Below are 26,716 nucleotides of genomic sequence, written 5' to 3' on the forward strand. Positions count from 1 at the left end.
CCTACGACCGTCCCTTCGTCTCCCCGATCAGCAACCTTTCCTCCGCAACCATTGTAACCGTTCAATCTGCAGCATGTCCATTGGCCTTTAATAAATCTACGATTCGCTCTACATACTGGCGGCAGATCTCATCTGTCTTTGCCTCAGCCATGACCCGGATCACCGGCTCTGTGCCGCTCTCTCGCACAAGGAGACGGCCGTTGCCCCCAAGCTCTTTATTGGAAGCCTCCACAGCGGCAATAATCTGGGGATCGCTCTGTGCCGCCCGCTTATCCGCCACTTTAACATTTACAAGAAGCTGAGGATAAATCTGAATAGGCTTTGTCAGCTCAGACAGACTCATTTTTTTCTCAAGCATAACTTCCATTAACTGGATAGACGTTAAAATTCCATCGCCTGTACGGGCATACTGGCTGAAAATAATATGACCGGACTGTTCGCCGCCCAGAGAGTGTCCCCCCGCCATCATATTTTCGTAGACGTATTTATCACCCACAGCTGTCTTTTCATAAGCAATACCGGCTTCATCCAGAGCCTTAAACAGACCGATGTTGGACATAATGGTAGCAACCACTGTATTATTGGCCAGTTTTCCGCACTCTTTCATATAACAGCCGCACACGTACATGATCATATCCCCGTCCACAAGCTGTCCCTTTTCATCCACCGCAAGGCAGCGGTCCGCGTCGCCGTCATAAGCAAAACCTACGTCCAGCCCGTTGTCCACCACAAATTTCTGGAGAGACTGAATATGGGTGGAACCGCAGTCTTTATTAATATTTGTTCCGTCAGGTTCAGCGTGGATAACAAAGGTCTTGGCACCTAGAGCGTCAAACACACTTTTCGCGATGGCCGATGCTGAGCCGTTGGCGCAGTCCAGTCCCACTTTTTTGTTTTTAAAGGAGCGGGTTGCAAGGGAAATCAGATGACCGATATAGCGGTTGCGGCCCATGGCGTAGTCCACAGTACGCCCGATCTTCTCCCGGACAGCCAGAGGAAGTTCTCCCATCTTTCCGTCAATATAATCCCCAATCTGCTGCTCAACTTCAGCCTCAAGTTTATGGCCCTGTGCATTGATCACTTTAATGCCGTTGTCATAGTAAGGATTATGGCTGGCAGAGATCATGATACCGCAGTCAAAATCCTCGGTGCGCACCACATAGGACACACTGGGTGTTGTGGTCACATGAAGAAGATAGGCGTCAGCGCCGCTGGCTGTAACGCCGGCAGCCAGAGCGTACTCAAACATGTAGCTGGACCGGCGGGTATCTTTGCCGATCACAATATTGGCCTTATGATCTTTGCCGTAATAATAGCCTAAAAAACGGCCCACCTTAAAGGCATGTTCAACTGTCAGATTTACATTGGCCTCACCGCGGAAACCGTCTGTTCCAAAATATTTTCCCATGACTAATATCTCCATTTCATCATTTACATCTTTGGTATCATAACGCCTTGTTCATGTATCACAGGCGTCAAAATACCTTTTACGCCTTTATTATTATATGCCCTGTTTTTATATTCATGATACTGAGGGTTGGAATCTGCTATCCTATCCTCGCGGCCTGGCCGCTTCCGGCAACAGGCATTAAATCAGGCGTCATTTCAAATCACATTATAGCACAGCCATTCCGGACCAGGCAACAAAAGAATTGCCCTGGCAAACGACAGCTCACATCTGCGACTGTGATTCTCAATGCTGCCGCGCCATAAAAGCTACAGTGAAAAACTCAAGGGCAGAAGCTGATCCAGAGTAAACGCCCGCCACTGGAGATCCTTCCCCTCTCTTCCAAGAAGGATCATAAAATCCCCGGAGCAAAACTCAGCCATGACCTGACGGCACACTCCGCAGGGCGGACATTCTTCCTCTGCCTTTTCCCTGCCGCCCACCACGGCAATGGCCTGAAAATCCCGGACGCCCTCGCTGACAGCTTTAAAAAAAGCGGTGCGCTCAGCGCAATTTGATGGTGTATAGGCGGAATTTTCAATATTGCAGCCGGTATATACTCTGCCCTCGCCGCACAGCAGAGCCGCCCCCACTTTAAATCCGGAATAAGGGGCGTATGCTTTTTCTCTCGCATCCAAAGCCTGTTGAACAAGGGCCTTTTCCCAGCCTGTTTTCCCAGAATCTATCTGATTATCCTTCTGAACTGACACAATCTTTTCATCTCCTCATTCATGACGCTCTCGCAAGTCTTTCCGCGGGATTCGGATCAGCTTTAACAAACCTCTTACGATCCGAATCCCCGCGTTCTATGTTCCTTTCTGGACGGCGCTGACCAAACATCCGCTGGATGTTCAGCCCCATTCCACATGGATCGTCAGGGCTCTAACCGCGCCAAGCACAAGATTTTGGGCCATAACCGCCACAGACCGGGTAGAATCCCTGAAATTGTTGGCCATCCACTGGCGTAAAAGTCCTATACAGCCGGAGGAAATAAAACTGTAGAAATATTCCGCCTGTTTTGGTGTCGCCTGGGGATAGGCCTCCATATACTGTTTAAGGCTGTAATCCTTCCCCATAGCCAAAAGGCGGTTAAGAAAGGCAAAATCGCTATTCTCGCCCAGAAGGATAATGCACATATCCGAATTTTGTTTCAGGAACTCAAACACATGACAGTAGGCTTCCAAAAGGCCGTTCTCATTTTTTAATGACACATTTAGTTCTTTAATAACCAAGCCTAACTGCTGCGTCATCTGACTTTCAATAGACTCCATCAGATCGTAAATATCCGCGTAATGGGTGTAAAAGGTTCCCCGGTTAACCTGGGCTTTTTCACATAATTCGCGCACTGTAATGTTTTGAATTGGTTTCTCCATCAGCAGGCTGGTAAATGCCTGCCTGAGCATCTGTTTTGTCAGGCGTACCCTGGCGCTTTCTTTTTTACTTTCCAATAAAAATCACCTCAATTCAACACAATACAGTCTGATTGTTCAATAACAAACATATCTCCCGAAATTGATGATTTTAACTGCTTTATTTCTATATTATAATTATTTATATAAAGATAGTCAACAACCGCCGTTTTTTCCAATGGCGTAGGCCAAACCGCTGCGTTTTAAGCGCTCACCTGAACCACTGTTTTTCGCATGAAACGACGGTTACTAATTGTACCTGCGGCAGGCAGCACTTTTCCTGCCGTGAATGGAATTATGAAATGGGGAATCTATATGAAAGATATTTATATTATTACCGGCGCAAATGGCCATTTGGGCAGCACTATCATCCGGGCGCTGCGGCGCCATCTTCGCAATCACGCTTCCAACATTCAGGAGGTGCGGGGACTTATCCTTCCCGGTGAGGAGCCGCCCTTTAAAGAAGACCGTTACATCCACTGGTACTACGGCGATGTGACAGATATCTCTTCTCTTGTCCCGCTCTTTGCTCACACCGGGGATTCCCGGATCATTGTCATCCACACTGCGGGAATCATCGACATTACCGCGTCATCTGCCACCGATAAAATGATGGCGGTCAATGTGGGCGGCACAAAAAATATGGTAGCTGCATCTTTGGCCCACAATGTCTTCCGTTTTCTTTACGTTAGCTCCGTCCACGCCATCCCTGAACTTCCCGACAATGAAACCATTATCGAGACAAAAAATTTCTCGCCGGACAAAGTGGTGGGCGGATATGCAAAGACAAAAGCTGAAGCTACCCGGTATGTTTTAGGCAGCGTGGCCATGGGGCTTCCCGCCATCGTCGTCCATCCTTCCGGCATCATCGGACCCTTTGATACCCAGCGCAATCATATGGTGGCTGTAATCCGGGACTATATCTCCGGGAAGCTTCCCGCCTGTGTCAAAGGCGGCTATGATTTTGTGGATGTCCGGGATGTGGCCGCCGGATGTCTTGCAGCCGTACATAAAGGCAAGATCGGCGAATGTTACATTCTCTCCAATGAACATCTGGAAGTAAAGAAAATGCTTGATAGCGTAAAATCCATGGCCGGCACAAAAAAAGTGCCTCTGATCCCTATGTGGATGGCCAAAATCGCCGCCCCCTTCCTTGGCCTCGGAGCAAAAATACGCCATACCAAACCGGTCTACACCCGCTATTCTCTCTATACACTGAAAAGCAACGGTCATTTTTCCCATGATAAGGCCACCCGCGAGCTGGGCTACCGCCCCCGTTCTTTAAAAGATACATTAAAAGACACGCTCCGATGGCTTAGAATCCATAAAATCGGACGGCCGCTGGCATAAAACAAGCGGCATGGCTAAAAGTTATTTTCCCAAAGACAAGTCTCTTTAGGATTTCACTTGTCTTACATAAGGGTGCATAACAAAAGCCATGCCGCTAAAGTATTTTTTATTTAAGATTTTTCATGTAAAAGCAAATTTAATGCTCCGTAAACAAGGCCAACCCGGATAAACAAAAAGACCCCCACTGCCGCCATCATCAGCAAAAAAACTGTGGCCAGACATCCGGCCAGATCCTGAGCCGGACCTTCCTTAACAAGAGCTACGCCCATCATTGGGACAATACTCAAAATACACAATCCCACGCCTGTAGCGATACCTACGGTAAATCGAGGCTCAAACCTGTATTTTTCCTGAACCACGCTCTGACTCGCATCCATATCCAGCATAAAGTTCTCTACTTTAAGATAGTCAAAATGGCTGTAGCGCATTCCACATATAATAAAATCTACCACCGCCACAAAGACCAGCAAAAGGAGAACCATCACCCCTATAGCTCCGGCAAAATCCTCACTGATGACAGTCATCTGAGATTCCGCCAGACCCCCCAGTATAATTAAGCAGCAGGGGGAGAGAATACACAGGGTGACACCGGCAGCGATCCATGAACTGCACCGACGTACCATATCCAGGTAGCTCCATGCCTCGCTCATACTCACAAGGCGGGGCGTCCATCCTCCGTAACCCCGGTCAGCGCCGGCATGGCCGAAGTCCTTTCCGTCCCGGCCCGGATCGCTGCCAGCGCTGTCTCTGTCACACTGCCAGTTCCGGGCATCCCCAGATGATTCATCATCCATTTCCTTTTCTTTCTCCTGGTCACTGGAATCGGACTCCCCTTCATCGTTCTTCAGCAGATAATCTGTGGTTACATGAAAAATCTGACTGAGCATTACAATTTTATCCAGATCCGGCATGGCGTTACCGCTCTCCCATTTGGACACCGACTGCCGGGAAACACCCACCATCTCCGCCAGCCGTTCCTGGGACCAGCCGTTTTTCTTTCTCAGCACCATGATTTTCTCATTAAGTCTCATTGCCGTCCTCCTTTATATAGGTTCAACTTTTTCAGTTCTTATTCTGGCATCATCATACCATATTTTACAGAGGACAGCCAGCAAGAGGAGATGGAATTTTGTCAACCGGCGGTTGCATTTTTATTTTCTGTTAGCCGGCTCAATATTAATGCTCTTTCCTTTGATCTTCACATGATCCATAGCCCGGAGGACATCCTGGGCGTACTCTCTTGGGACTTCGACAAAAGTATATTTATCATACATATCAATGCTTCCGATGAGCCGTCCGGAAATACCGGTCTCTCCGGCAATGGCTCCCAAAATATCTCCCGGCCGGGCTTTCTGCTGGCGTCCCACATTGATAAAGAGGCGAACCATTCCTTCCTGGGCTCCGGTATCGCCAAATTCATCATCTCCCATGGCGCTGTCCACATCTGTACCGTCCCGCATGGACATTTTCAGAAATGCCGCGGCAATATCCATAGCCGTATAATCTTCTTCATTGACACGGTTTTCAATCATGGAGATGTAGGAGGACAAATCTTCACTGGCAATCATGTCCCCAAGGTTTTTAAAGATCATATCCGCCTTTGTGCTTGCCACGTCGTTGAGGGACGGAATAGGTTTCGCTATGATCTTTGTCTTGCAGTAGCGCTGGATCTCTTTCAGTTTATACACTTCCCGTCCTACGACAAAGGAAAAGGCCAGTCCCATGCGGCCTGCCCGCCCGGTTCTTCCAATCCGGTGGACATAATATTCCTCATCCTGGGGCAGATCATAATTAAATACAATATCCACGTCATCCACATCAATGCCCCTGGCAGCCACATCGGTGGCCACAAGGATATCCGTCCGTCCATTTCTGAAACCGTTCATTACCCTGTCTCTTTGCTGCTGTTTCATGTCCCCGTGAAGGCCCTCAGCAAAATAACCCCTGCCCTGAAGGCCGGTGACAAGTTCATCCACCTGTTTCTTAGTATTGCAGAAAACAATGGACAGATGAGGATTGTAAATATCCAAAAGTCTCGACAGAACCTCTTCCTTAGATTTTGGACGCACTTCAAAATAATACTGCTCAATATTTTTTACAGTCAGTTCCTTGCGCACTACCCGGATCAACTGGGCATCCTTCTGATACTGGGCAGCGATATCCATAATGGGCTGGGGCATCGTGGCGGAAAACAGTACGGTCTGGCGCTCATGGGGAACTTCTTTGAGAATCGTCTCGATATCATCACGAAATCCCATGTTCAGCATCTCATCTGCTTCATCCAGCACGGCCATAGTCACATGGTCAAATTTCACCGTCTTTCGGCGCATATGGTCCATAACCCGCCCCGGTGTTCCGATAACTACCTGAACACCGGATTTTAAGGAACGGATCTGTTTTACAATATCCTGTCCTCCATAAATAGGGATCACTTTGATCCCGTGCATAAATTTTGCCAGCCGGCGGATCTCATCTGCCACCTGAATCGCCAGTTCTCTTGTAGGACACAATACGATCGCCTGGACATGCTTATCTTTAGGGTCGATGCGCTCCAAAAGGGGAATGCCAAAGGCCGCAGTCTTTCCCGTTCCTGTCTGGGCCTGGCCGATAATATCTCTGCCTTCCATAACCACCGGGATTGCCCTGGCCTGGATCGGAGTTGTCTCCTCAAATCCCATTTCTGTCACTGCGCGGACAATTTTTTCATTAATTCCTAATTCGTCAAATTTCAAAATATTTACCTCCGTATAGGTTTCCAGTCACAAAAAAGATCCCTCAGCGATCCTGTGATCCAACTCATATCCCACCTGATAACCACTGAGGGTAACTTGTATAGCATAACAGATGGGCCAGAGTCTGTCAAATCACTTTTTCCTATGTTTTTCGGACAGCACTTGTCATAGTTCAGTCAACATATTTTCCTCTGATAGCATATTGCATTTCAAAAAGATATATGGTAGTATTAATATATGCTCAATCTAGTTTTAAAAACTATGTATAGTTTTGTCGTAAACAGAATATAGTAATGGTAATCCTCTGAAACTCAGAGGTACCTTTGATATTGAGGAAGGTGATTAATATGAAATTTTTCCCAAAAGATCCCGGCAGCGCTATTACCCACTTTATCGGATGGCTTATGGCACTTTTGGCAGCTTTTCCCCTGATTCTTAAAGCTGCTTCCGCGCCGGACCCGGTCCACATTATATCTCTGACAATTTTTATTGTCAGTATGATCGCTTTATATGGCGCCAGCACTATTTATCATTCCCTGGATATTAATAAAAAAGTAAACCAGAGACTAAAAAAGCTGGATCACATGATGATATTTGTCCTCATTGCGGGAACTTACACTCCCGTGTGTGTCATTGCTATCCGGGGAACTTTAGGCTTTGGTATGCTCGCCCTCATATGGGGCATCGCGGTTCTCGGAATTATTTTTAAAGCCATCTGGGTCAATTGCCCCAAATGGGTATCCTCCGTTCTTTATATCGGTATGGGATGGACCTGTCTGCTGGCTTTTACAACGATACTTCATTCCCTGCCCCGGAGCGCTTTTTTGTGGCTTTTGGCCGGAGGAATTATTTATACAGTGGGCGGTATCATCTACGCCCTGAAACTGCCGATTTTTAACGGACGGCATAAATATTTCGGCTCCCATGAAATTTTTCATCTCTTTGTCATGGGCGGAAGTTTCTGCCACTTTATCGTCATGTATATGCTTGCGGCCATGCCTATCCACTAACCCATCGGATGGGAAAAGAAATTTTCCACCATCCGATTACCGCGATAACCCGTCATACCGCAAAATACCGCCGCTGTTTTTCTCAGACAGCGGCGGTCTGTTTTTTAATAGTAAAAAATTTCTACATTCTTTTCGATAGCTTCCATAGCCTCCTTTAACTGCTCCACAATATTTTTTCGCACACTGATCTCCGGAACAACATGGGTTTGAGCATTATTCACAGCCGTCCCCACAAAGAGGCGAAGCACCGTACATTCTTCAATAAGCATCTGGGTCAGCCGGGCAGCCCCATTATTTTCATCCAGGGCAATAAAGAAATCCCCATCCACTTCATCGCTGGCATAAATTTTCAACATCTGTAATGTTTTATTTAAGGTCAGTACCCCTTCCGTCACCAGATCCAGCCCTTCAATGGAGGATGTGGGTGGAACTTCCGGGCTTCCATCCATATTATTGTGGATAGGCTTATTTAAAAAGCGGGAAGCAATCTTCGCTGTCGTCCCCCCACAGACCACTTTTTTGCCGTCACTTTCCATAAAAGCCCGCATTATCTTTATATCGTCGTCCATATCCCTGGGCGGCCCGGTAAAAATATTGACAACCTTCTGCTCCATCACATGGGCCACCGCCACAGTGGTGTCATCGCCAGGACGCTGCATATACAAATCATCACATGCCTGAGAGAGCATGGCGGTAAGTCTTGAGGCCGACAGTGTTTTTTTTGAACATTTGACCGCATACTCCGCTACGCTGTCCCACGTCCAGCCAAAGTTAAGGATTTCCCCCACGCCGGCGTAAATGGCGCCATCGCTCATCAGCACAAAACAATCGCCGGGCTGAACTTTAAACCAGCACTCACGGATCTTTTTACCATCAATCTCCCTGACAGTAAATGGAATCTGGGCCAACTCCCTCTTTCTTATAAAAACACAGGATGGATTCTCAAATTCCACCACATAAGCATCCCCGTTGTGAAAGATCTGCAAAATACTAAATGTTGAATAGGCTACCTGCCGCACACTGCAGATAGGCAGTGTCTTGGCAATGGTGGAAACCGCCTTGTCAACAGGCTCTCCGTAGGCAAACATCGTTCTCAGAATCTTAGATGTGAGGGTAGCCAGAATATTGGCCTTCACGCCGCTTCCCATACCGTCCGCGAGAATCACTACATCCGAATCCGGCATTTTTAAAATCTCAACTTTATCCCCGCACAATTCTTCTTTATACTTATTCAGGCTTTTCCACGCCATCTCCGTACTGACTTTCACTTGACGATTCCCCCTTAAAGTCTCCCTTTTTATGCTATTTTATCATAAAAATTTCTCAAAAAACAGTAATTAATAGGAATAATGTATAAACCTTTATGGAAGCCTTTACTATTTATTCAACTGTGCTATAATAGGAATGATATTTTACAAAGGAATATGTTCTCACAGAAAGATTTAAGGCACACTGGCTCACGCCATTGGTTGTGTCTTTTTTCACGAAAAGAACATTTATGCGGCAGTTTGGCCATCAGCCGCGGCCAGGTTGAACTGTTACATATTTACCGTTCATCTGTGAAGCTGTATGTGGAGGATGTTATGAACATTATTATTATTGGATGTGGCAAGGTAGGCGCCACCCTGGTGGAACAGTTGAGCGCTGAAAATCACAATATTGTCATTATTGACATACAGGAGTCCAAACTTGAAGCCATATCCAGCACTTATGACGTTATGACCCTGGCAGGCAACGGGGCCAGCTTTAATGTACAGCAGGAAGCCGGCGTAAGAAACGCCGATCTTCTCATCGCTGTCACCGGTTCTGACGAACTGAATCTGTTATGCTGCGTTATCGCCAAAAAAAGCGGCCACTGCAATACTATTGCCCGTGTCCGCAATTCGCTCTACAGTAAAGAAATCAGTTTTATCAAACGCCAGCTTGGCATTTCCATGATCATTAACCCAGAGTTGACCACAGCTATGGAAATCGCCAAAATACTTCGTTTTCCTTCCGCCATCAAAATTGATACCTTCGCCAAAGGCCGGGCGGAGCTTCTGAAATTTAAGCTCAAGCCGGAATTTGGCCTTGGAAATATGACGGTGCAGGATATTTCCGACCGGCTCAAATGCAATATTCTTGTATGCGGCGTAGAGAGGGGGGACGATGTTTTTATCCCCAACGGCAATTTTGTTTTACGGGATAACGACAGTGTGTCAATCATGGCTTCCCCGAAAGATACAGCGGAATTTTTTCGAAAAATCGGCGTTGTCAGTCACAGAGTCAAAACAGCTCTGATCATCGGCGGGGGGAAAGTCGGCTATTATCTTGCCGCTCAGCTTCTGGATATGGGCATCCGTGTTCGTATTATCGAACTGGATCGTGCCCGGTGTGAACAGTTGTCTGAACTTCTGCCAAAGGCCAACGTGATCTGCGGCGACGGCACAGACCAGTCTCTCCTTATGGAGGAAGGGCTTCCTTATGCCCAGTCTGTGATCTCCCTGACAGGCTTTGATGAAGAGAACCTTCTGCTCTCCCTCTTTGCCATGAAACATTCTTCAGCCAAAGTTGTCGCCAAAGTCAATCATATTGCCTTTAACGATATTATCGGCGGGCTGGACATTGGAAGTGTAATCTATCCTAAATATCTGACGGCCAACAAGATCATCAAGTATGTCCGCGGAGCGCAAAATTCCATGGGGAGCAACGTGGAGACTTTATATAAGATCCTTAATAACCAGGCGGAGGCGCTGGAATTTTCCATCCGCCAGGAGAGCGCCATAACCCAGACGCCTCTCATGGATTTGAACTTAAAGAGCGATCTTTTGATCTGCTGTATTAACCGAAACGGAAATATTATTATTCCAAGAGGCCAGGATTATATCCTTCCCGGAGATACCGTCATGGTTGTTACCACCCAGAAGGGCCTTCGGGATATTAACGATATACTAAAATAAACAAGGTTTTGTCCGCTATTTCCTGCGGCGTTACTATTCACAATCCCCTACATGCCGCAGAGGTAAAACCTGCTCTCCAGGCTTTACCTCTGCGGCAGATCAATTATAAAAATACATAAAGGACGATTGACATGAATTATTCCATTATCCGCTATATTCTCGGATGGATTTTTAACTTTCAGGCATTTGCCATGCTTTTTCCGGGAATCGTAGCGATCATTTACGGAGAAAATGAAGTCTGGGATTTTATTTTATGCATTATCCTCTGCGGGATCATCGGCTTTGTGCTGACCCTAAAAAAACCAAAAAACCGGGTTTTTTTTGCAAGAGAAGGATTTGTGGCTGTAGCTTTAAGCTGGATCATTTTAAGTATCACCGGTGCGCTGCCTTTTATAATCAGCGGATGCATCCCAAATTTTGTTGACGCTGTTTTTGAAACTGTGTCTGGATTTACAACGACAGGTTCCAGTATCCTGTCCGATGTTGAAATCCTCCCCTACAGCGTCCTGTTTTGGCGCAGTTTTACTCACTGGCTGGGCGGTATGGGGGTACTTGTGTTTCTTCTGATGATCCTGCCCATGAACGGCGGCTATCAGATGTTCCTTATGAAGGCAGAGAGCCCTGGCCCGTCAGTGAGTAAGCTGGTTCCAAAAATCCGGACCACGGCAATGATTCTGTATGGCATTTATATGGCTATGACCATTGTCCAGATCATTCTTCTCCTAATCGGAGATATGCCTTTATTTGACGCCCTGTGTACCACCTTCGGAAGTGCGGGTACCGGCGGTTTCGGCATAAAAAATGACAGTATGGGCAGCTACTCTCCCTATATCCAGGTAGTTACCGGCGTCTTTATGATGCTCTTTGGGGTAAATTTTAATGTATACTTCCTGTTTTTAATGAAACGTCCCATACAGGCGCTGAAGTGTGAGGAAGCCCGGTGGTATATTGGGATTATCGCGGCCTCTACCGTGGCCATCACTGTATTTATTACCAACATCTATGGTTCTGTGGGAACCGCTCTGAGACATGCTTTTTTCCAGGTGTCTTCCATTATAACCACCACCGGGTACGCCACAACAGATTTTGACCTTTGGCCGGAAGTCCCGCGGGTGATCTTAGTCATGCTTATGTTTGTGGGCGCCTGCGCCGGAAGCACCGGCGGCGGCATTAAAGTATCCCGCCTGATCATTCTCGTTAAGTCTGTGGGAAAGGAGTTAAAGCAGATCATCCATCCCAAAAACGTAAGAAAGATCCAGTTGGACGGCAAAGTGGTGGAGCATGAAACAGTTCGTTCCGTCAATGTGTTTATGGTGGCCTACTTTCTCATTTTCGCATTCTCAGTGCTTCTCATCAGCATTGACAATACCGACCTGGTCACCAACTTCACCGCTGTGGCCGCCACCTTTAACAATATCGGGCCTGGCCTTGGAATGGTGGGGCCAACGGGCAACTTCGGCATTTTTTCCGATTTTTCCACCCTCGTTCTGACTATCGACATGCTGGCCGGCCGCCTGGAAATCTTTCCTCTGCTAATCCTGTTTATGAGGGATACGTGGAAAAAGTTTTAAAACTATCAGGATGATTTATCGTAACTACTTAGCAGCATAGCTGAGTAGTTACGATTTATTTTTAATCCTGCTCATCGGACGAGATCAGATCCCCCAGCCGGGAAAGGATGATCTTCGTCTCCGCCGTCGTCTCCCCAAGGAGTCCGGCGATCTCCTGAGCCACCATCATCTGTTTGTCGATGACATCCTGGGCGCTTCCAACCATCTGCAGTTTCTTCTCATATTCCTTCTCCAGCCGTTCTTCGTCTTTGCTCACATCCTGCAAAATACATAAAAGCCCGTCCATATCTTCAATATAGACAATCGTCTCAAGAGTTTTAAGACCGTATTGTTTCAGATCCATCCGGCGACGGAGAATGTTGTGGTGATCTTTAAGAACTTCCTCAAATTCCTGAGTTTCCATGATCTCAAACAAATAAGATTTCATGGCGTCCTCCTTGCTGATTCCGAAAAACTTCTGGGCCATCCGGTTAAATTCCAGGATTTTCAGATCGTTGTCAAGAATAAAGATAGCATTGGGGGTTGTCTCCATAACTACATTGGCCATAGAATGCGCTTTCTCATAGGCGTGGGGGAGACACATCTCCTGCTCCGCCTTACCCTGAAACACGGCGATCGCCTTGTCCCGGCATGTGGGATAACCGCAGGCTCCGCAGTTGAGTTCCTGATCTTTATTATATTTGCCGGTAGCCTTTAAGATCACCTGGATCTGTTCTTCCGTAGGCATGTGATCTTTATTAGCACGGGAATAAAACATCTTCTCTATGTGAAGCTGTGGCGGGAAGGGGGCATAGCCCGGATCTTCGTATTCAATCTGCTGCTCCATATTCATCTTGGCCTTAAACCTGGAAACATGGAGACGATTAACTGCGGGACCGTTAATACATCCGCCCTCACACATATTTGCCTCAATAAAACAGTTTTCAAATTCTCCCCGCTCCATGCCGTCAAACAATTCCCGGCAGGCGCCAATTCCGTCTACAAATATCTTCCGGTACATCTGCGCCCCTCTGCCCGGCAGATTTTCTCCGGATACTGCCGCCTCATAATTTTTCATCACCGATGTGATCACGCCGTTTTGCACCGGGTAAAGGCGGTTGACTTTCGGATCCGGATTATCCATCTTCTGTATGCCGCACTGGCACAAATCAATATTTTCTCCGGCAAACCACTGTTCCAGCTCCTCAAAAGTAATAACTCCGTCCACGTAGCCTCTGGTACGCACATCCCCTTCCGCTTCTTCTTTTTTAGCGATGCAGGGACCAATAAAAACAACTTTTGTATTTTTCCCGCAAAGCTCTTTGATCAACATGCCATGAGCTACCATAGGGGAAACGACCGGCGCAAGGTAAGGGGTGAGATCAGGATAGTATTTTTCCACAAGATCATTGATGCTTGGACAGCAAGTAGTAATTATATTTTTCATTTTTCCCGCTTCCAGCAGCCGGCTGTATGCTGCTGTGACATAGGCAGCCCCTTCGGCCGTCTCGCGAACCTGATAAAATCCCAGTTTTTTCAAACCGTCAACCACCTGTCCCGGCTGACGGTACTTGAGTATCCCCAGATATGAAGGGGCCAGGGAAACAACCACCTTATCCCCCTGTTTCAGCCATACCTTAACCACATCCATATCGCTGGCAAATGTTTTAGCGTTCTGGGGACAGACTTCCAGACAGTGGCCGCACAGGACACAATATTCATTCATAATCTGGGCCTGGGCGTTAGTGACGCGGATTGCCTTTACTGAACAAGAACGGACACATTTGTAACAATGTTTACAGCTTGCCGGCTTAAAATCAATAACCTTCATATTATGTAAACCTCCATTTTTTACATTTCCGCCGCGGGTCAGCGCAAACGCGGCTTTGCAAAGAGCGCGGGCTAAAACTACTATTATTTTCTCATAAAGGCACAAAAAAAACAAGAGACACCGGTAAATCTACTCACCGTATATCTCCTGTTTTATATAGCGGCAGGCCAGGCCGCCCATCCCTGATGGCTGAACTGTTATTAATCTTCTTTATTTTCATGACCGCCGGTAATAGAATATTCTACCCATTCAGCAATATTCACAGCGTGATCGCCAATACGCTCAAAGTACTTGGCAGCCATTAAAAGATCCAGAGAACCTTCCGCTTCCACCTGCTGTGTGCGGATCATATCAATAATATCTTTTTTAATTTTTTCAAACAGTGTATCCACTGTATCGTCTGATTTCATAACCTGGAGAGCCAGCTCATAATCATTGTTTACAAAAGATGTCACACTGTCTGTTACCATCTTTACTGTCGCCTGAGCCATCTCCCACAGATGACCTTCACTCTCGCCCTGCTTTTCTTTACCGGAAATAAAACGGGATAAGTCCGCAATATCTGCTGCCTGATCGCCGATGCGTTCCATATCCGTGATCATTTTCAGAGCCGCCCCGATGCGTCTTAAATCAGAGGCCACCGGCTGCTGACGCAGGATCAGGTGCATACAGAGCTGTTCAATCTCCCGCTCTTTTTTATCAATGGCTTTTTCCTTTTCATCTACAGCTTCTTTTGAAGGATTTTCTTCCTGTAAAATATGAGCCGCCATAAAGATGGCTTCCTGACAGAGATTCCCCATCTCAACCAGAAGATTGTGAAGATTTTCCAACTCCTCATCATATTGTTTACGCATTTAACCGAACCTCCCTGTAATGTAGTCCTCAGTCCTCGGGTCCTCCGGCATAGAGAACATTTTTTCAGTATTACCGTACTCAATCATCTGACCCAGAAGGAAAAACGCGGTTTTGTCCGCAATACGGGCAGCCTGCTGCATGTTATGAGTAACGATAACGATAGTATAATCCTTTTTTAATTCGATTGCAAGGTCTTCGATTTTAGACGTTGAAATCGGGTCAAGGGCGGATGTAGGCTCATCCATAAGAAGAACTTCCGGTTCTACCGCAAGGGCTCTGGCAATGCACAGACGCTGCTGCTGACCGCCAGAAATACCAAGAGCGCTCTTTTTAAGACGGTCTTTCACCTCATCCCAGATAGCTGCCTGGCGGAGGGATCTCTCTACGATTTCATCCAGCTTGGCCTTATTGCGAACACCGTGAGTTCTGGGGCCATAGGCAATATTATCATAAATACTCATTGGGAATGGATTAGGTTTCTGGAAAACCATACCCACCCTCTTTCTGAGCCGGTTTACATCCATTTTTTTATCATAAATATCTTCCCCGTCCAGACAGATCTTGCCGTCAATCTTACATCCCGGAACAAGATCATTCATACGGTTCAGAGATTTAAGCAATGTGGATTTACCACATCCACTGGGGCCGATAAAGGCAGTAATCTCTTTTTCGCCCATGTTAAGATTAACATTTTTCAGGGCATGAAAATCTCCATAATGAAGATTCATATTTTCAACTGTAATTTTATCCATAATTCATTATCCTTTCGTAAGCTTCTTTGCCACCAAACCGGACAGGGCATTAATACCAAGAACAAGCACCATAAGAATAACAGCAGTTGCATAGGCTTTATCCATATGCAGGCCCTCGTTGGAAAGTACATACATATGAAGCGCCAATGTACGTCCAGAATCCAGAAAACCGGCATAATCCGCTACAGTTCCGGCAGTAAACATCAAAGCGGCAGTTTCACCTACAACACGTCCGATACCAAGGATAACACCAGATAAAATTCCCGGAACCGCGCTGGGAAGAATGATCCTGAAAATTGTTCTCAGTTTTCCTGCACCTAAACCAAAACTTCCTTCTCTGTAGGAATCAGGTACCGCCATAAGCGCTTCCTCAGATGTACGCATGATCAGCGGAAGAATCATAATAGCCATTGTAAAGGCACCGGACAGCATTGAATATCCCCAGTGAAGAGCTGATGAGAAAAACAGCATACCAAACAGACCGTAAACAATTGAAGGGATACCGGAAAGTGTTTCCGCAGTCATACGAATCACAGTGATAAATTTATTTGTGCTGGACGAGTACTCCACAAGGAATATGGCCGCGAAAATACCCAGAGGCGCCGCTATGATCAGTGAAAGAATAACCATAAAGACGGTATTGAACAGCGCTGGCATCAATGACCCGTTATCGCTGGTATACTCCAGGGCAAAAAGATCCGGAGAAAAATTTCCCACACCCTGGATCAGAACAAATAAAACTAAAAATACAAGAACAACCATGGAGATTGCCGCGGCTACCCATGTAATCGCAGTCAAAAATTTTGAAAAGCGGCTTTTCTTATAGGTTACTGTTATTTTATTAGTCTCCATGCTGAATCGCCCCTTTCTTTAACGCTGCGACAATAAGGTTGATAATAAGAATAAATACGAAAAGTACAACGCCGGTAGCAATGAGGGCTTCACGGTGAAGGCCGGACGCATAACCCATCTCCAGAACGATATTCGCCGTCATCGTACGAACGCCGCTGAGCAACCCTTCAGGCATGACTGCCTGGTTACCTGCCACCATGATTACCGCCATTGTCTCGCCGATCACACGGCCAATACCAAGGACAACACCTGTCACAATACCGGATTTTGCCGCAGGCACCATTGTAAAGAAAACACTTTGTGAATGTGTAGCTCCAAGAGCCAGCGCGCCTTCATAGTAGCTTTGAGGCACACTCTCCAGAGAAGCTTCTGTAACGCCTACGATCGTCGGCAATACCATGATGGCCAGAAGGATGGCTGCGGTCAGCATTGTTGAACCGCTTCGGATATTGAATATGGATTTGATCATAGGTACCATCAGCACAAGGCCGAAGAAACCATAGACAACTGACGGAATACCAGCCATCAGATTGATACCGGATTTACAAAATTTATAAATTTTTTTAGGACAAAAATAAGCAAGAAAAATTGCTGTCAGAAGGGCGATGGGGACACCGATGACAATGGCCCCTGCCGTAACATAGATACTTCCAAGGATCATAGGAAGTATTCCATAAATATCATTTGAAGGTCTCCACTCTGTACCCAGGAGGAACTTAAAGAAACCAATCTCACCCATTGCGGGAATACCATTTGCAAACAGGAACACACAAATGAGGATTACCGCGAAAATGGAGGCACAGGCTGCTATAAAGAAAATGACCTTCATTACAGTTTCTCTAATATAATTCGATTTCATAAACGTTCTCCTCAAAAGTTCAGGCTGAAGTTTCGCTCCAGCCTGATACCTCTATGAACATCCGCCTTATTCTGCCGGATATTTCAATGTTCTTTTGTCGCTTAGATTAGTTGAGTTCGGACCAATCTTCGATTTCGCCTGTGTAGATCTGTCTGATCTGATCGCTTGTAAGGTCAGAGATAGGATTTTCGTTGTTTACGATAACAGCGATACCATCTGTAGCGATAACTGTCGGTGTAAGACCTAAAGCTGTTTCATCATCTGTCAGGGCACGGGAAGCCATACCGATATCATAAAGTCCATCGCTTGTAGATGTTACGCCAGTTGTGGAATCGGACTGCTGAACTTCAATGTTTGCGTTAGGATTAACTGCTGCGTAAGCTTCTACTAATTTTTCCATAACCGGTGTTACAGAAGAAGAACCGCCTACAGTAACATCACCAGATGGCTGTGTACCTTCAAATGCTGAAACGCCGTCTACTGGAATATAACCTTCCGCTTCAACAACAGCCTGGCCTTCTGTACTCATGATGAAGTTTACAAAATCCTGGCCAACTTCGCTGATGTTTTCTGTTGTGATAATATTGAACGGTCTGCTTACAACATAGTCACCGCTCTTTACATTTTCTGCTGTAGGCTCCACACCGTTTACGCTGATAGCTTTTACAGTGTCATTAAGAGAACCAAGGGAGATATAACCAATAGCAGATGTATCACCGGCAACTGTTGTCATAACGGCGGATGTGCTGTTGCTGATCTGAGCTTCAGGAAGTGTCATGTCAACTTTTTCACCGCTCTCATCTTTCTGCTCAATACCCATCAGTTCGATAAAAGCGCTTCTTGTACCAGAACCATCTTCACGGGAGATAACGTTGATGAATCCTTCCATTGTCCCTGTGGAACCTGCATCAGCAGCCTCGGAACCTGCTTCTGTGGAAGCTTCTGAAGATGCTTCGGAGGAAGCCTCAGAACCGGCCTCTGTAGCAGCGGCTTCTGTTGTAGTAGCAGCATCTGTTGCCGGAGCCTCTGTGGACTCTGTGCTTGTACCGCCACATGCAGCCATACCTAAAACTAAAACTCCTGTCATTGCAAGACTCATAAATTTCTTCATTTTAAAATTCCTCTCTTCTTTTCTGATTTTGTAACCGTCCACTTTGCCTGTATGGACTGTTACCAGATTTTTGCGGCTGTACCTGATAGAAACTTTATGTATCGGACTCTCTGTTATGTCCTCTCCTCAAGTACAAACACAGTATAAGAGGGCTATGTAAAATTTATTCAGTAAGTTTTATAAAGTTTTTGTAAAATACATGTTAAGATCTTTTCCTTTTTTTCACAATAGCCTGTCAGTCACGCGCCATTTTTGACGGCTGAACTGTTGCTTCATATATTATAATGAAAAAAAGGATTTTTATTCTTCATCCGAAGTGATATAATAATTAATGTTTTGTTATTATTTAAGGGAGAGAGATGATTTATTATGGCTTCAAAAGCCTCGGCAGCCTCCTCAGGCGCCACACTTATGACCCAAGGGCCGATCTGGAGAAAAATTGTTACTTTTGCCATTCCTCTTTTTTTCGGCAATCTTTTTCAGCAGCTTTACAATACGGCAGATTCCCTCATTGTGGGAAACTTTCTAGGCAGCGACGCTCTGGCCGCAGTCAGTTCATCAGGCAGTCTTATATTATTGCTTGTGGGCTTTTTTAATGGCATCGCTGTCGGCGCCGGTGTAGTCATCGCCCGGTATTTTGGTGCCCAAGATAAAGAAAACCTTTCCAAAGCTATTCACACTGATTTGGCCTTCGGACTTGTAGCCGGTGTCCTGCTGACCATTATCGGCCTTGTTATGGCTCCAAGGATATTGACATGGATGGGGACGCCTGCGGACGTTCTGAAAAATTCTGTTGTCTATTTCCGCATTTATTTCTGCGGCTCTATCGCTTTTGTCATGTACAATATTTTTGTGGGAATCATGCAGTCTGTGGGAGACAGCCGTCACCCACTGATCTACCTGATCATTTCCTCTATTATTAATATTGTCCTTGACCTTTTATTTGTCGGCGGCTTTGGATGGGGTGTAGGCTCCGCAGCGTTGGCAACGATCATTTCCCAGTTCGTCAGCGCTTTCCTTTGCCTTTACCGTCTCATGCGCCTCCAGACAGATTATCGAGTAGAGCCAAAAAAAATCCGCTTTCATAAACGCCACCTGAAAATGATCATTTCCTACGGATTGCCTTCCGGGCTGCAAAACTCCATCATTGCTTTTGCCAATGTAATTGTTCAGTCCAATATTAACAGCTTCGGGAAAATGGCTGTGGCCGGGTGCGGCGCCTACTCAAAAATTGAAGGTTTCGGATTCCTTCCCATTACCTGTTTTGCCCTGGCGCTGACCACTTTCATCGGCCAAAACCTGGGCGCCCAGAAATATGACCGCGTAAAGAAAGGCGCGCGTTTTGGCATCATCTGTTCTGTCATTCTCGCTGAGATCGTCGGACTGTGTATTTACGCGCTGGCCCCTGTCTTTATCTCCGCTTTTAACAATGATCCTGAAGTTATCGCCTATGGAACGGCCCAGGCCCGGACAGTCACCCTGTTTTACTTCCTTCTGTCCTTTTCTCACTGCGTGGCGGGAATCCTTCGGGGCGCGGGAAAAGCTGCGGTTCCAATGCTGATCATGCTCCTATGCTGGTGTGTGATCCGAATTACATATATTATTGTAACTGTCCACTTTATCCCGGATATCCATGTTGTTTTCTGGGCCTATCCGCTGACCTGGAGTCTGAGTTCCATAATCTTCCTTTTTTATTTTCTTAAAGGATCGTGGATGCGGGGTTTTGAAAAATAGGGTAAAAAAGAAAGCGTTCCCTTTTCCGGGAAACGCTTTCTCTTTTTATCCTTATATGTTATGGCCGCAAATGCGGCTATTTTTGACGCCGTCTCTGCTTAATTTCTGGCTGGTCTAATATTTTTTGCCATCTTACAGGCAATGACCCATGCTCCAAGAACACTAATCCCCACTTCAAGGAGAATACGGTATAGTGAAAAAACGCCTTTCAATGGATAGATATTCAGATTCCATATACATCCCGGCAGCTCAATTTCATAATCGCCTTTTTCTCTGGCCATGAAATCCGGCCCCGTTGCCAGGGCAACGCTGAAATAAGACGCATCTTTTGACAGCGTATAGCCATATCCTTTGCCCGTCAGACTTTGAAAAACCGGACGATTTGTCAGCGCTTTTTCTTCAATAACAGCCATAAGCGCTTCATCTGTCCCCTCCAAAGGCACATAGGCTACAAAACCTTTAAAACCGTTCACTGCATGGACTGAACCAACACCGCACAGAGCAGGCTCCATATTTGTTCTGGCAAACTGAATATCATCGGATACATATAGCGCTGCGGCAATATTTATGTACATGGACTGAACATCATCCCCATCCAGTTGTATCCAGCGCTGACCGTCATTCGCATTTTGTCTGTAATCAGTAACGTAATCCAGAATGAAAGAATCTTCCATATCCGACTCAAGATTCCAATACCCATAGGAATCATTGCTGTCACTGGCATAGAGAATCCCTTTAATACTCCATGGTCCCTGAAACATGCCCGTACCGTCAAAAAGGTAGTTTTGGATATCCTCCTGGGAAAAGGAATCGCTGCTTCCCATATAGTCCTGAAGTTCTTCCGTCCACGTAAAAATCTCCCCCACCGCCGTCTGAAGATCATTTTTCACATCTTCTTCAAACCTTTTAATTTCTCTTTGTTCCGGCAGATAAAAGCAAAAGATTTCAACCAGGGCAAAAAGCAGAAGAAATGTAGCGAAAGAGATTCCAAAAAACTTTTTCCCCACCTTGCATTCAGGACTTTCCATGCCAGACAATGTCATATTCTCTTCCATAAAATCCCTCCCTGTCACTTTCTTTATATTGATATTTTACTACAAGTATAGTATTTATGCAAGTGTCAGGGGGCACATCTTTATTTTTTCCATTATTTATTTTGAAATGGAACATTAGTAGAATACCCTCGTTGACATTCCACCAAGTTCTGCTATACTAAAGAAAAACCATTACTACCGGAAAAATTTATTAGGAAATTACTTTAAGATAAAACCATGACACTATCAAGTCATGATGCTGTTTTGTAGACTCATAACATATAAAATCTCAATCTTAGAGGAGCGTGTTATTTATGGAAACAGACAACATATTATCTCAAAGTATTTCTTCCGCAGCTGACAAATCTGCCTATGATGCTGCCTGTAAACGTCTTCTTGCCAACAAAATTATCCTGGCATGGATCATGAAAAGCTGTCTTGAGGAATTTCGGTATACAAATGAAGACAGCACTATCAACGAAGGCACCGTCACTTTTGACATTCGCTTTCATGCACTTGCCCCCGGTTCCCATGAAACAATCCGTCTGATCATCAATATTGAGGCACAAAATAACTTTTATCCGGGTTATCCTTTGATTAAACGTGGGATCTACTATTGCAGCCGTATGATCTCATCTCAATATGGCCTTGAGTTTGTAAAATCTCACTTTGAAAAAATAAAAAAGGTCTATTCGATATGGATCTGTTCTTCCCCGCCTTTATATCGTCAAAATACTATTAACCGCTATTGTTTTCAGGAGGAAAAACTGGTGGGAGATGTTTCTGAACCCAAAGAGAACTATGATCTTCTTACTGTGATTATCATCTGCCTTGGATCTCCCAATGGTCAACGATACAACGGCATTTTGAAACTGTTGGAAGTTCTCCTTTCGTCCAGCCGAAAAGCGGAAGAGAAGAAAAAGATCCTTCAGGAAGACTTTCATATAGAGATGACGTATTCTTTAGAAAGCGAGGTTTGGCGTATGTGTAATTTAAGTGAAGGTATTGAAAGAACTGCTGTGGCCAAAGGTCTTGAGCAAGGTCTTGAGCAGGGTCTTGAGCAGGGTACATTAAAAGCAATCCGCAGCATTATGGCTTCTTTAAATCTGACAAAGGAAGAGGCAATGTCCGCCCTGCGGATTCCGGACAATGAAAGGGAAAAATATCTGGAACTTTTACACCAGGACGATTCAATGGAAATGTAACTATAACTATTCAGGACGGCCATACATAAAACCGGGCGTCTGACGCTGTCTCACGACAGAGCCGGACGCCCGGTTTTTTATACTTACTGATTTACTTTTCTCTTTACATATGTGGTGTGAAGGATCTCGTGAGCCTTATGGCTGCCAGGTTCTCCGAGAAACTCTTTATAAAGCCGCTGAATGGACGGATTTTCGTGGGATTTGCGGATTGGCATAGCCGCGTCCTGATCGTATAAAGCCTTCGCGCGGAGCGCCCGGATGTCGGTAAAGTTGCGCACGCTGGCTGGCTGCTGAGGCTGACCACCGCCATTGACACAGCCGCCGGGGCATCCCATAATCTCAATAAAATGATAGGTGGCTTCACCGGATTTTACTTTATTTAAAAGGGTGCGGGCATTGCCAAGGCCGGAGACCACAGCCACTTTGATCTCCATACCAGCTACATTGTAGGAAGCTTCCTTAATGCCCTGTGTCCCCCGGACTTCTGTGAAATCAAGGGATGCCAGGCTTTCTCCGGTCAAAGTCTCAACAGCGGTGCGCAGCGCCGCTTCCATCACTCCGCCGGTGGCTCCAAAAATGACGCCGGCTCCTGAAGATTCCCCTAAAGGATCATCAAAAGTCTCATCGGGAAGCTCTGTAAAATCCAGGCCAACCCGCTTGATCATTCGAGCCAGCTCCCGAGTCGTCAGGGAAATATCCACATCCGCTACTCCTGCGGCATCCTGGTCATCCCGGCCGATTTCAAACTTTTTGGCCGTGCAGGGCATCACACTGACGCTGACAATATCTTTCGGGTCAATGCCTGCCTTCTGGGCATAGTAGGTCTTTAACGTAGCGCCAAACATCTGCTGGGGTGATTTGCAGGAGGACAGATTTTCTGTCATGTCCGGGAAATAATGCTCACAGTACTTAACCCAGCCCGGTGAACAGGAAGTGATCAACGGAAGCACTCCGCCGTTTTGAACACGGTCAAGGAACTCATGGGCTTCCTCCATAATGGTCAGATCCGCGGCAAAGTCCGTATCAAAGACCTTCTCAAAGCCAAGGCGGCGCAGAGCAGCAACCATTTTCCCTTCCACATTTGTGCCGATAGGCATTCCAAATTCCTCGCCAAGAGCCGCTCTCACAGACGGGGCTGTCTGAACAAACACATGCTTTGTGGGGTCGGCGATGGCAGCGAAAACCTGATCTGTACTATCTTTTTCGGTGAGGGCCCCTGTGGGACATACGGCAATACACTGTCCGCAGGACACACAGCTTGTCTGGGCCAGCCCCATATCAAAAGCCTGGCCGATGTAAGTGGAAAATCCACGACCGTTGGCACCGATGACGCCGATGCCCTGAATATTTTCACAGACGCCTACACAGCGGCGGCATAAAATACATTTACTGTTATCCCGAATCATATGAGGTGCGGAATCATCTACCATAGACTGCTGCATCTCTCCAGCATATTTATTTTCATCATCCACTTTAAGTTCATGGCAAAGCTGCTGAAGCTCACAGTTGCCGCTGCGCACGCAGGAAAGACATTCCTTCCGGTGGGTGGATAAGATGAGCTGAAGGGTCTTTCTCCGTGAATCCAGCACTTTCTGTGTATTGGTCCACACTTCCATGCCATCGCTCACCGGATACACACAGGCGGCCACCAGTGACTTGGCTCCCTTCACTTCCACCACACACATGCGGCATGCCCCAATTTCATTGATCTCTTTCAAAAAACACAGTGTCGGGATCTTAATGTGAGCCATCCGGGCTGCTTCTAAAATGGTTGAGCCGGCAGGCACGCTGATCTGAACACCGTTGATTTTGATTGTAACATTTTCCATGTCTGACTCCTCCATTACTCTTTATAGATTGCTCCGAAACGGCATTTCTCCATACAAGCGCCGCACTTTAAGCACTTATCCGGATTAATATAGTGGGTTTCTTTAACCTTGCCTTCAATGGCGTCCGCCGGACAGGTTCTGGCACACAGCGTACATCCTCGGCATTTGTCCGGATCAATCTTATAAGAAAGAAGATCTTTACAGACGCCGGCCGGACATTTTTTGTCCACCACATGGGCAATATACTCGTCTCTAAAGTAACGGAGGGTAGACAATACCGGGTTGGGCGCCGTCTGTCCCAGGCCGCACAGAGCATTCTCCTTAATGTAGTAGCACAGCTCTTCCAGCTTATCAATATCCTCCATGGTTCCCTGGCCTTTGGTGATCTTGTCCAAAATCTCATACATACGCTTTGTTCCCACACGGCATGGGGTACATTTTCCACAGGACTCATCCACTGTAAACTGGAGGAAGAACTTGGCAATATCCACCATACAGTTGTCCTCATCCATAACGATCAGACCGCCGGAACCCATCATAGAGCCGATCGCGATAAGATTGTCATAATCAATAGGGACATCAAAATGCTCGGCAGGAATACATCCGCCGGAAGGACCGCCAGTCTGAGCCGCCTTAAACTTTTTGCCGCCCGGAATACCGCCGCCGATATCTTCCACGATAGTGCGAAGTGTTGTTCCCATAGGAATTTCCACCAGGCCGGTGTTATTAACTTTTCCGCCCAGGGCAAATACTTTTGTCCCCTTGGATTTTTCCGTACCCATAGACGCAAACCACTGGGCGCCGTTTAAAATGATCTGAGGAATATTAGCGTAGGTTTCCACGTTATTTAAGATCGTCGGTTTGTCAAAAAGCCCCTTCACTGCCGGGAATGGCGGACGTGGGCGGGGTTCGCCTCTCTTGCCCTCAATGGATGTCATCAGGGCTGTCTCCTCACCGCAGACAAAAGCGCCGGCGCCAAGGCGAAGGTCAATATCAAAATTAAAACCAGTATCAAAAATATTTTTTCCGAGAAGACCGTACTCTCTCGCCTGAGCAATGGCAATCTTCAGGCGTTCAACAGCGATGGGGTACTCCGCGCGGACATAAATATATCCCTGATCCGCTCCGATGGCATAGCCGGCAATAGCCATAGCCTCCAAAACCACGTGGGGATCGCCCTCAAGGACAGAACGGTCCATAAAAGCTCCCGGATCGCCTTCATCAGCGTTGCAGCACACATATTTCTGAACATTGCCCCGGTTGCCGGAAGCGAACTTCCATTTCAGGCCGGTAGGGAATCCGGCGCCGCCTCTTCCACGGAGTCCGGCGTCTAAAAGGGTCTGGATCACCTCATCCGGCGTCATCTCGGTCAGCACTTTTCCCAGCGCTTCATAGCCGCCGGTACCGATATACTCGTCAATATTTTCAGGATTGATCACACCGCAGTTGCGCAGGGCAATACGAGTCTGTTTCTTATAAAAATCCGTCTCATTGAGAGAAAGGATTCCACCCTCAGCGGAAGTCTCTTTATAAAGAAGTCTGGAAACCACACGGCCTTTGAGCAAATGTTCCGATACGATCTCAGGGATATCCTCCACCTTGACCATGGAATAAAAACATGCCTCCGGATAAACCGCCATAATCGGTCCGGCGGCACACAGGCCATGACATCCTGTCTTGACAATAGCTACCTCATCGGTCAGTCCATTTTTTTCCAGTTCATTTTTCAGCGCTTCAATGATCTTCTCGCTTCCGGAAGACGTACATCCGGTACCACCGCAGACCAGTACATGTGAACGATACATTCCTTCCCCTCCTTATAGTTTAATGTTGCCCAGGGTGTAATCGGTCACAACCTGGCCCCGGATCAGATGCTGCTCCACAACTTCCAGCGCCTTTTCGGGGGTCATCTTCACATAGGTTACTTTTTCCTTTCCAGGTTCCATAACCTCAACAATAGGTTCATATTTACAAAGACCGATACATCCGGTCTGAGTGACCATCACATTAGACAGCTTTTTTTCCTGCACCGCGTCTGAGAGGGCTTTAAGTACAGGTCTGGCTCCGCTGGCAATACCGCAGGTAGCCATTCCCACCACAACCCTGGTCTGGGAATCGTCCTCAGCGCGCATACCTACCTGGCTTTGCATGCGCTCGCGGATAGCTTTTAATTCAGCAAGTGATTTCATAATTTCACACTCCTCCTCATTGTTTACA

22 protein-coding genes are annotated in these 26,716 nt (G+C 46.5%); 6 read left to right on the forward strand and 16 right to left on the reverse strand.

Annotation, left to right across the window (positions count from 1 at the left end; translation table 11 throughout):
• Window positions 1-61: 61 nt before the first annotated feature.
• The 3 genes from glmM to HNP82_RS01270 form a co-directional block, all read right to left on the reverse strand.
• Window positions 62-1,408 (reverse strand): phosphoglucosamine mutase, encoded by a 1,347-nt coding sequence (gene glmM / locus HNP82_RS01260; protein WP_183770573.1) that lies wholly within the window; start codon window positions 1,406-1,408, stop codon window positions 62-64.
• Window positions 1,409-1,716: 308 nt separating this feature from the next.
• The gene (locus tag HNP82_RS01265; protein ID WP_330599354.1) at window positions 1,717-2,157 is read right to left on the reverse strand and encodes a cytidine deaminase; all 441 of its coding nucleotides are present in this window, start codon (window positions 2,155-2,157) and stop codon (window positions 1,717-1,719) included.
• A gap of 141 nt (window positions 2,158-2,298) precedes the next feature.
• Window positions 2,299-2,895 (reverse strand): TetR/AcrR family transcriptional regulator, encoded by a 597-nt coding sequence (locus HNP82_RS01270; RefSeq protein ID WP_183770575.1) that lies wholly within the window; start codon window positions 2,893-2,895, stop codon window positions 2,299-2,301.
• Window positions 2,896-3,171: 276 nt separating this feature from the next.
• Between HNP82_RS01270 and HNP82_RS01275 the strand changes: the two genes are divergently transcribed.
• On the forward strand, window positions 3,172-4,206 hold the full coding sequence (locus HNP82_RS01275; protein WP_183770577.1) for an NAD-dependent epimerase/dehydratase family protein: 1,035 nt from the start codon (window positions 3,172-3,174) through the stop codon (window positions 4,204-4,206).
• Between the two features lie 110 nt (window positions 4,207-4,316).
• On the opposite strand, the gene HNP82_RS01280 is transcribed toward HNP82_RS01275, so the two are convergent.
• Window positions 4,317-5,237, reverse strand: coding sequence for a helix-turn-helix domain-containing protein (locus HNP82_RS01280; protein ID WP_183770579.1), 921 nt, complete (start codon window positions 5,235-5,237; stop codon window positions 4,317-4,319).
• A gap of 120 nt (window positions 5,238-5,357) precedes the next feature.
• The gene (locus HNP82_RS01285; protein WP_183771239.1) at window positions 5,358-6,884 is read right to left on the reverse strand and encodes a DEAD/DEAH box helicase; all 1,527 of its coding nucleotides are present in this window, start codon (window positions 6,882-6,884) and stop codon (window positions 5,358-5,360) included.
• Window positions 6,885-7,285: 401 nt separating this feature from the next.
• On the opposite strand from HNP82_RS01285, the gene trhA reads away from it, so the two are divergent.
• Window positions 7,286-7,948, forward strand: a complete 663-nt coding sequence (trhA, locus tag HNP82_RS01290; RefSeq protein ID WP_183770589.1) for a PAQR family membrane homeostasis protein TrhA — start codon at window positions 7,286-7,288, stop codon at window positions 7,946-7,948.
• Between the two features lie 104 nt (window positions 7,949-8,052).
• Here trhA and HNP82_RS01295 read toward each other — a convergent pair whose 3' ends face one another.
• Complete coding sequence (locus tag HNP82_RS01295) at window positions 8,053-9,216, reverse strand: SpoIIE family protein phosphatase (protein ID WP_183770591.1); 1,164 nt, start codon at window positions 9,214-9,216, stop codon at window positions 8,053-8,055.
• Window positions 9,217-9,531: 315 nt separating this feature from the next.
• Here HNP82_RS01295 and trkA point away from each other — a divergent pair, with 315 nt between their 5' ends.
• Together trkA and HNP82_RS01305 are read left to right on the forward strand one after the other, a co-directional pair.
• Window positions 9,532-10,887 carry a Trk system potassium transporter TrkA gene (gene trkA, locus HNP82_RS01300; protein WP_183770593.1) on the forward strand — a complete coding sequence of 452 codons (1,356 nt, stop codon included), beginning with the start codon at window positions 9,532-9,534 and terminating at the stop codon, window positions 10,885-10,887.
• A 131-nt stretch (window positions 10,888-11,018) separates the two neighbouring features.
• Window positions 11,019-12,458, forward strand: a complete 1,440-nt coding sequence (locus tag HNP82_RS01305; protein ID WP_183770595.1) for a TrkH family potassium uptake protein — start codon at window positions 11,019-11,021, stop codon at window positions 12,456-12,458.
• 61 nt (window positions 12,459-12,519) lie between these two features.
• Here HNP82_RS01305 and HNP82_RS01310 read toward each other — a convergent pair whose 3' ends face one another.
• From HNP82_RS01310 to HNP82_RS01335, 6 genes are all read right to left on the reverse strand, one after another.
• Entirely contained in the window at window positions 12,520-14,268 is a 1,749-nt protein-coding gene (locus tag HNP82_RS01310; RefSeq protein ID WP_183770603.1) for a [Fe-Fe] hydrogenase large subunit C-terminal domain-containing protein, read from the reverse strand.
• A 200-nt stretch (window positions 14,269-14,468) separates the two neighbouring features.
• Window positions 14,469-15,122, reverse strand: a complete 654-nt coding sequence (gene phoU, locus HNP82_RS01315; RefSeq protein WP_183770605.1) for a phosphate signaling complex protein PhoU — start codon at window positions 15,120-15,122, stop codon at window positions 14,469-14,471.
• Window positions 15,123-15,875, reverse strand: a complete 753-nt coding sequence (pstB, locus tag HNP82_RS01320) for a phosphate ABC transporter ATP-binding protein PstB (protein WP_183770607.1) — start codon at window positions 15,873-15,875, stop codon at window positions 15,123-15,125.
• 6 nt (window positions 15,876-15,881) lie between these two features.
• The gene (gene pstA, locus HNP82_RS01325) at window positions 15,882-16,727 is read right to left on the reverse strand and encodes a phosphate ABC transporter permease PstA (RefSeq protein ID WP_183770609.1); all 846 of its coding nucleotides are present in this window, start codon (window positions 16,725-16,727) and stop codon (window positions 15,882-15,884) included.
• Window positions 16,717-17,586 carry a phosphate ABC transporter permease subunit PstC gene (pstC, locus tag HNP82_RS01330; RefSeq protein WP_183770611.1) on the reverse strand — a complete coding sequence of 290 codons (870 nt, stop codon included), beginning with the start codon at window positions 17,584-17,586 and terminating at the stop codon, window positions 16,717-16,719. The genes pstA and pstC overlap by 11 nt, the downstream gene beginning before the upstream one ends.
• Before the next feature lie 106 nt (window positions 17,587-17,692).
• Window positions 17,693-18,697: a substrate-binding domain-containing protein gene (locus HNP82_RS01335; RefSeq protein WP_183770613.1), complete on the reverse strand. Its 1,005-nt coding sequence runs from the start codon at window positions 18,695-18,697 to the stop codon at window positions 17,693-17,695.
• Between the two features lie 369 nt (window positions 18,698-19,066).
• Between HNP82_RS01335 and HNP82_RS01340 the strand changes: the two genes are divergently transcribed.
• Entirely contained in the window at window positions 19,067-20,431 is a 1,365-nt protein-coding gene (locus tag HNP82_RS01340; protein WP_183770615.1) for an MATE family efflux transporter, read from the forward strand.
• Window positions 20,432-20,529: 98 nt separating this feature from the next.
• Here HNP82_RS01340 and HNP82_RS01345 read toward each other — a convergent pair whose 3' ends face one another.
• Entirely contained in the window at window positions 20,530-21,486 is a 957-nt protein-coding gene (locus HNP82_RS01345; protein WP_183770617.1) for a hypothetical protein, read from the reverse strand.
• A 293-nt stretch (window positions 21,487-21,779) separates the two neighbouring features.
• Between HNP82_RS01345 and HNP82_RS01350 the strand changes: the two genes are divergently transcribed.
• Window positions 21,780-22,670: a hypothetical protein gene (locus HNP82_RS01350; protein ID WP_183770619.1), complete on the forward strand. Its 891-nt coding sequence runs from the start codon at window positions 21,780-21,782 to the stop codon at window positions 22,668-22,670.
• Between the two features lie 83 nt (window positions 22,671-22,753).
• Here HNP82_RS01350 and HNP82_RS01355 read toward each other — a convergent pair whose 3' ends face one another.
• Genes HNP82_RS01355 through HNP82_RS01365 form a run of 3 tightly spaced genes read right to left on the reverse strand, consistent with a single transcriptional unit; the run spans window position 22,754 to window position 26,688 of the window.
• A complete protein-coding gene (locus tag HNP82_RS01355; protein ID WP_183770621.1) occupies window positions 22,754-24,499 on the reverse strand; it encodes an NADH-dependent [FeFe] hydrogenase, group A6 in 1,746 nt (581 codons plus the stop codon).
• Window positions 24,500-24,513: 14 nt separating this feature from the next.
• Window positions 24,514-26,304, reverse strand: coding sequence for an NADH-quinone oxidoreductase subunit NuoF (gene nuoF / locus HNP82_RS01360; RefSeq protein WP_183770622.1), 1,791 nt, complete (start codon window positions 26,302-26,304; stop codon window positions 24,514-24,516).
• A gap of 12 nt (window positions 26,305-26,316) precedes the next feature.
• Complete coding sequence (locus tag HNP82_RS01365) at window positions 26,317-26,688, reverse strand: (2Fe-2S) ferredoxin domain-containing protein (protein ID WP_183770624.1); 372 nt, start codon at window positions 26,686-26,688, stop codon at window positions 26,317-26,319.
• Between the last annotated feature and the right edge of the window lie 28 nt (window positions 26,689-26,716).

The organism is Catenibacillus scindens (assembly GCF_014202115.1).
GTDB lineage: Bacteria > Bacillota > Clostridia > Lachnospirales > Lachnospiraceae > Catenibacillus > Catenibacillus scindens.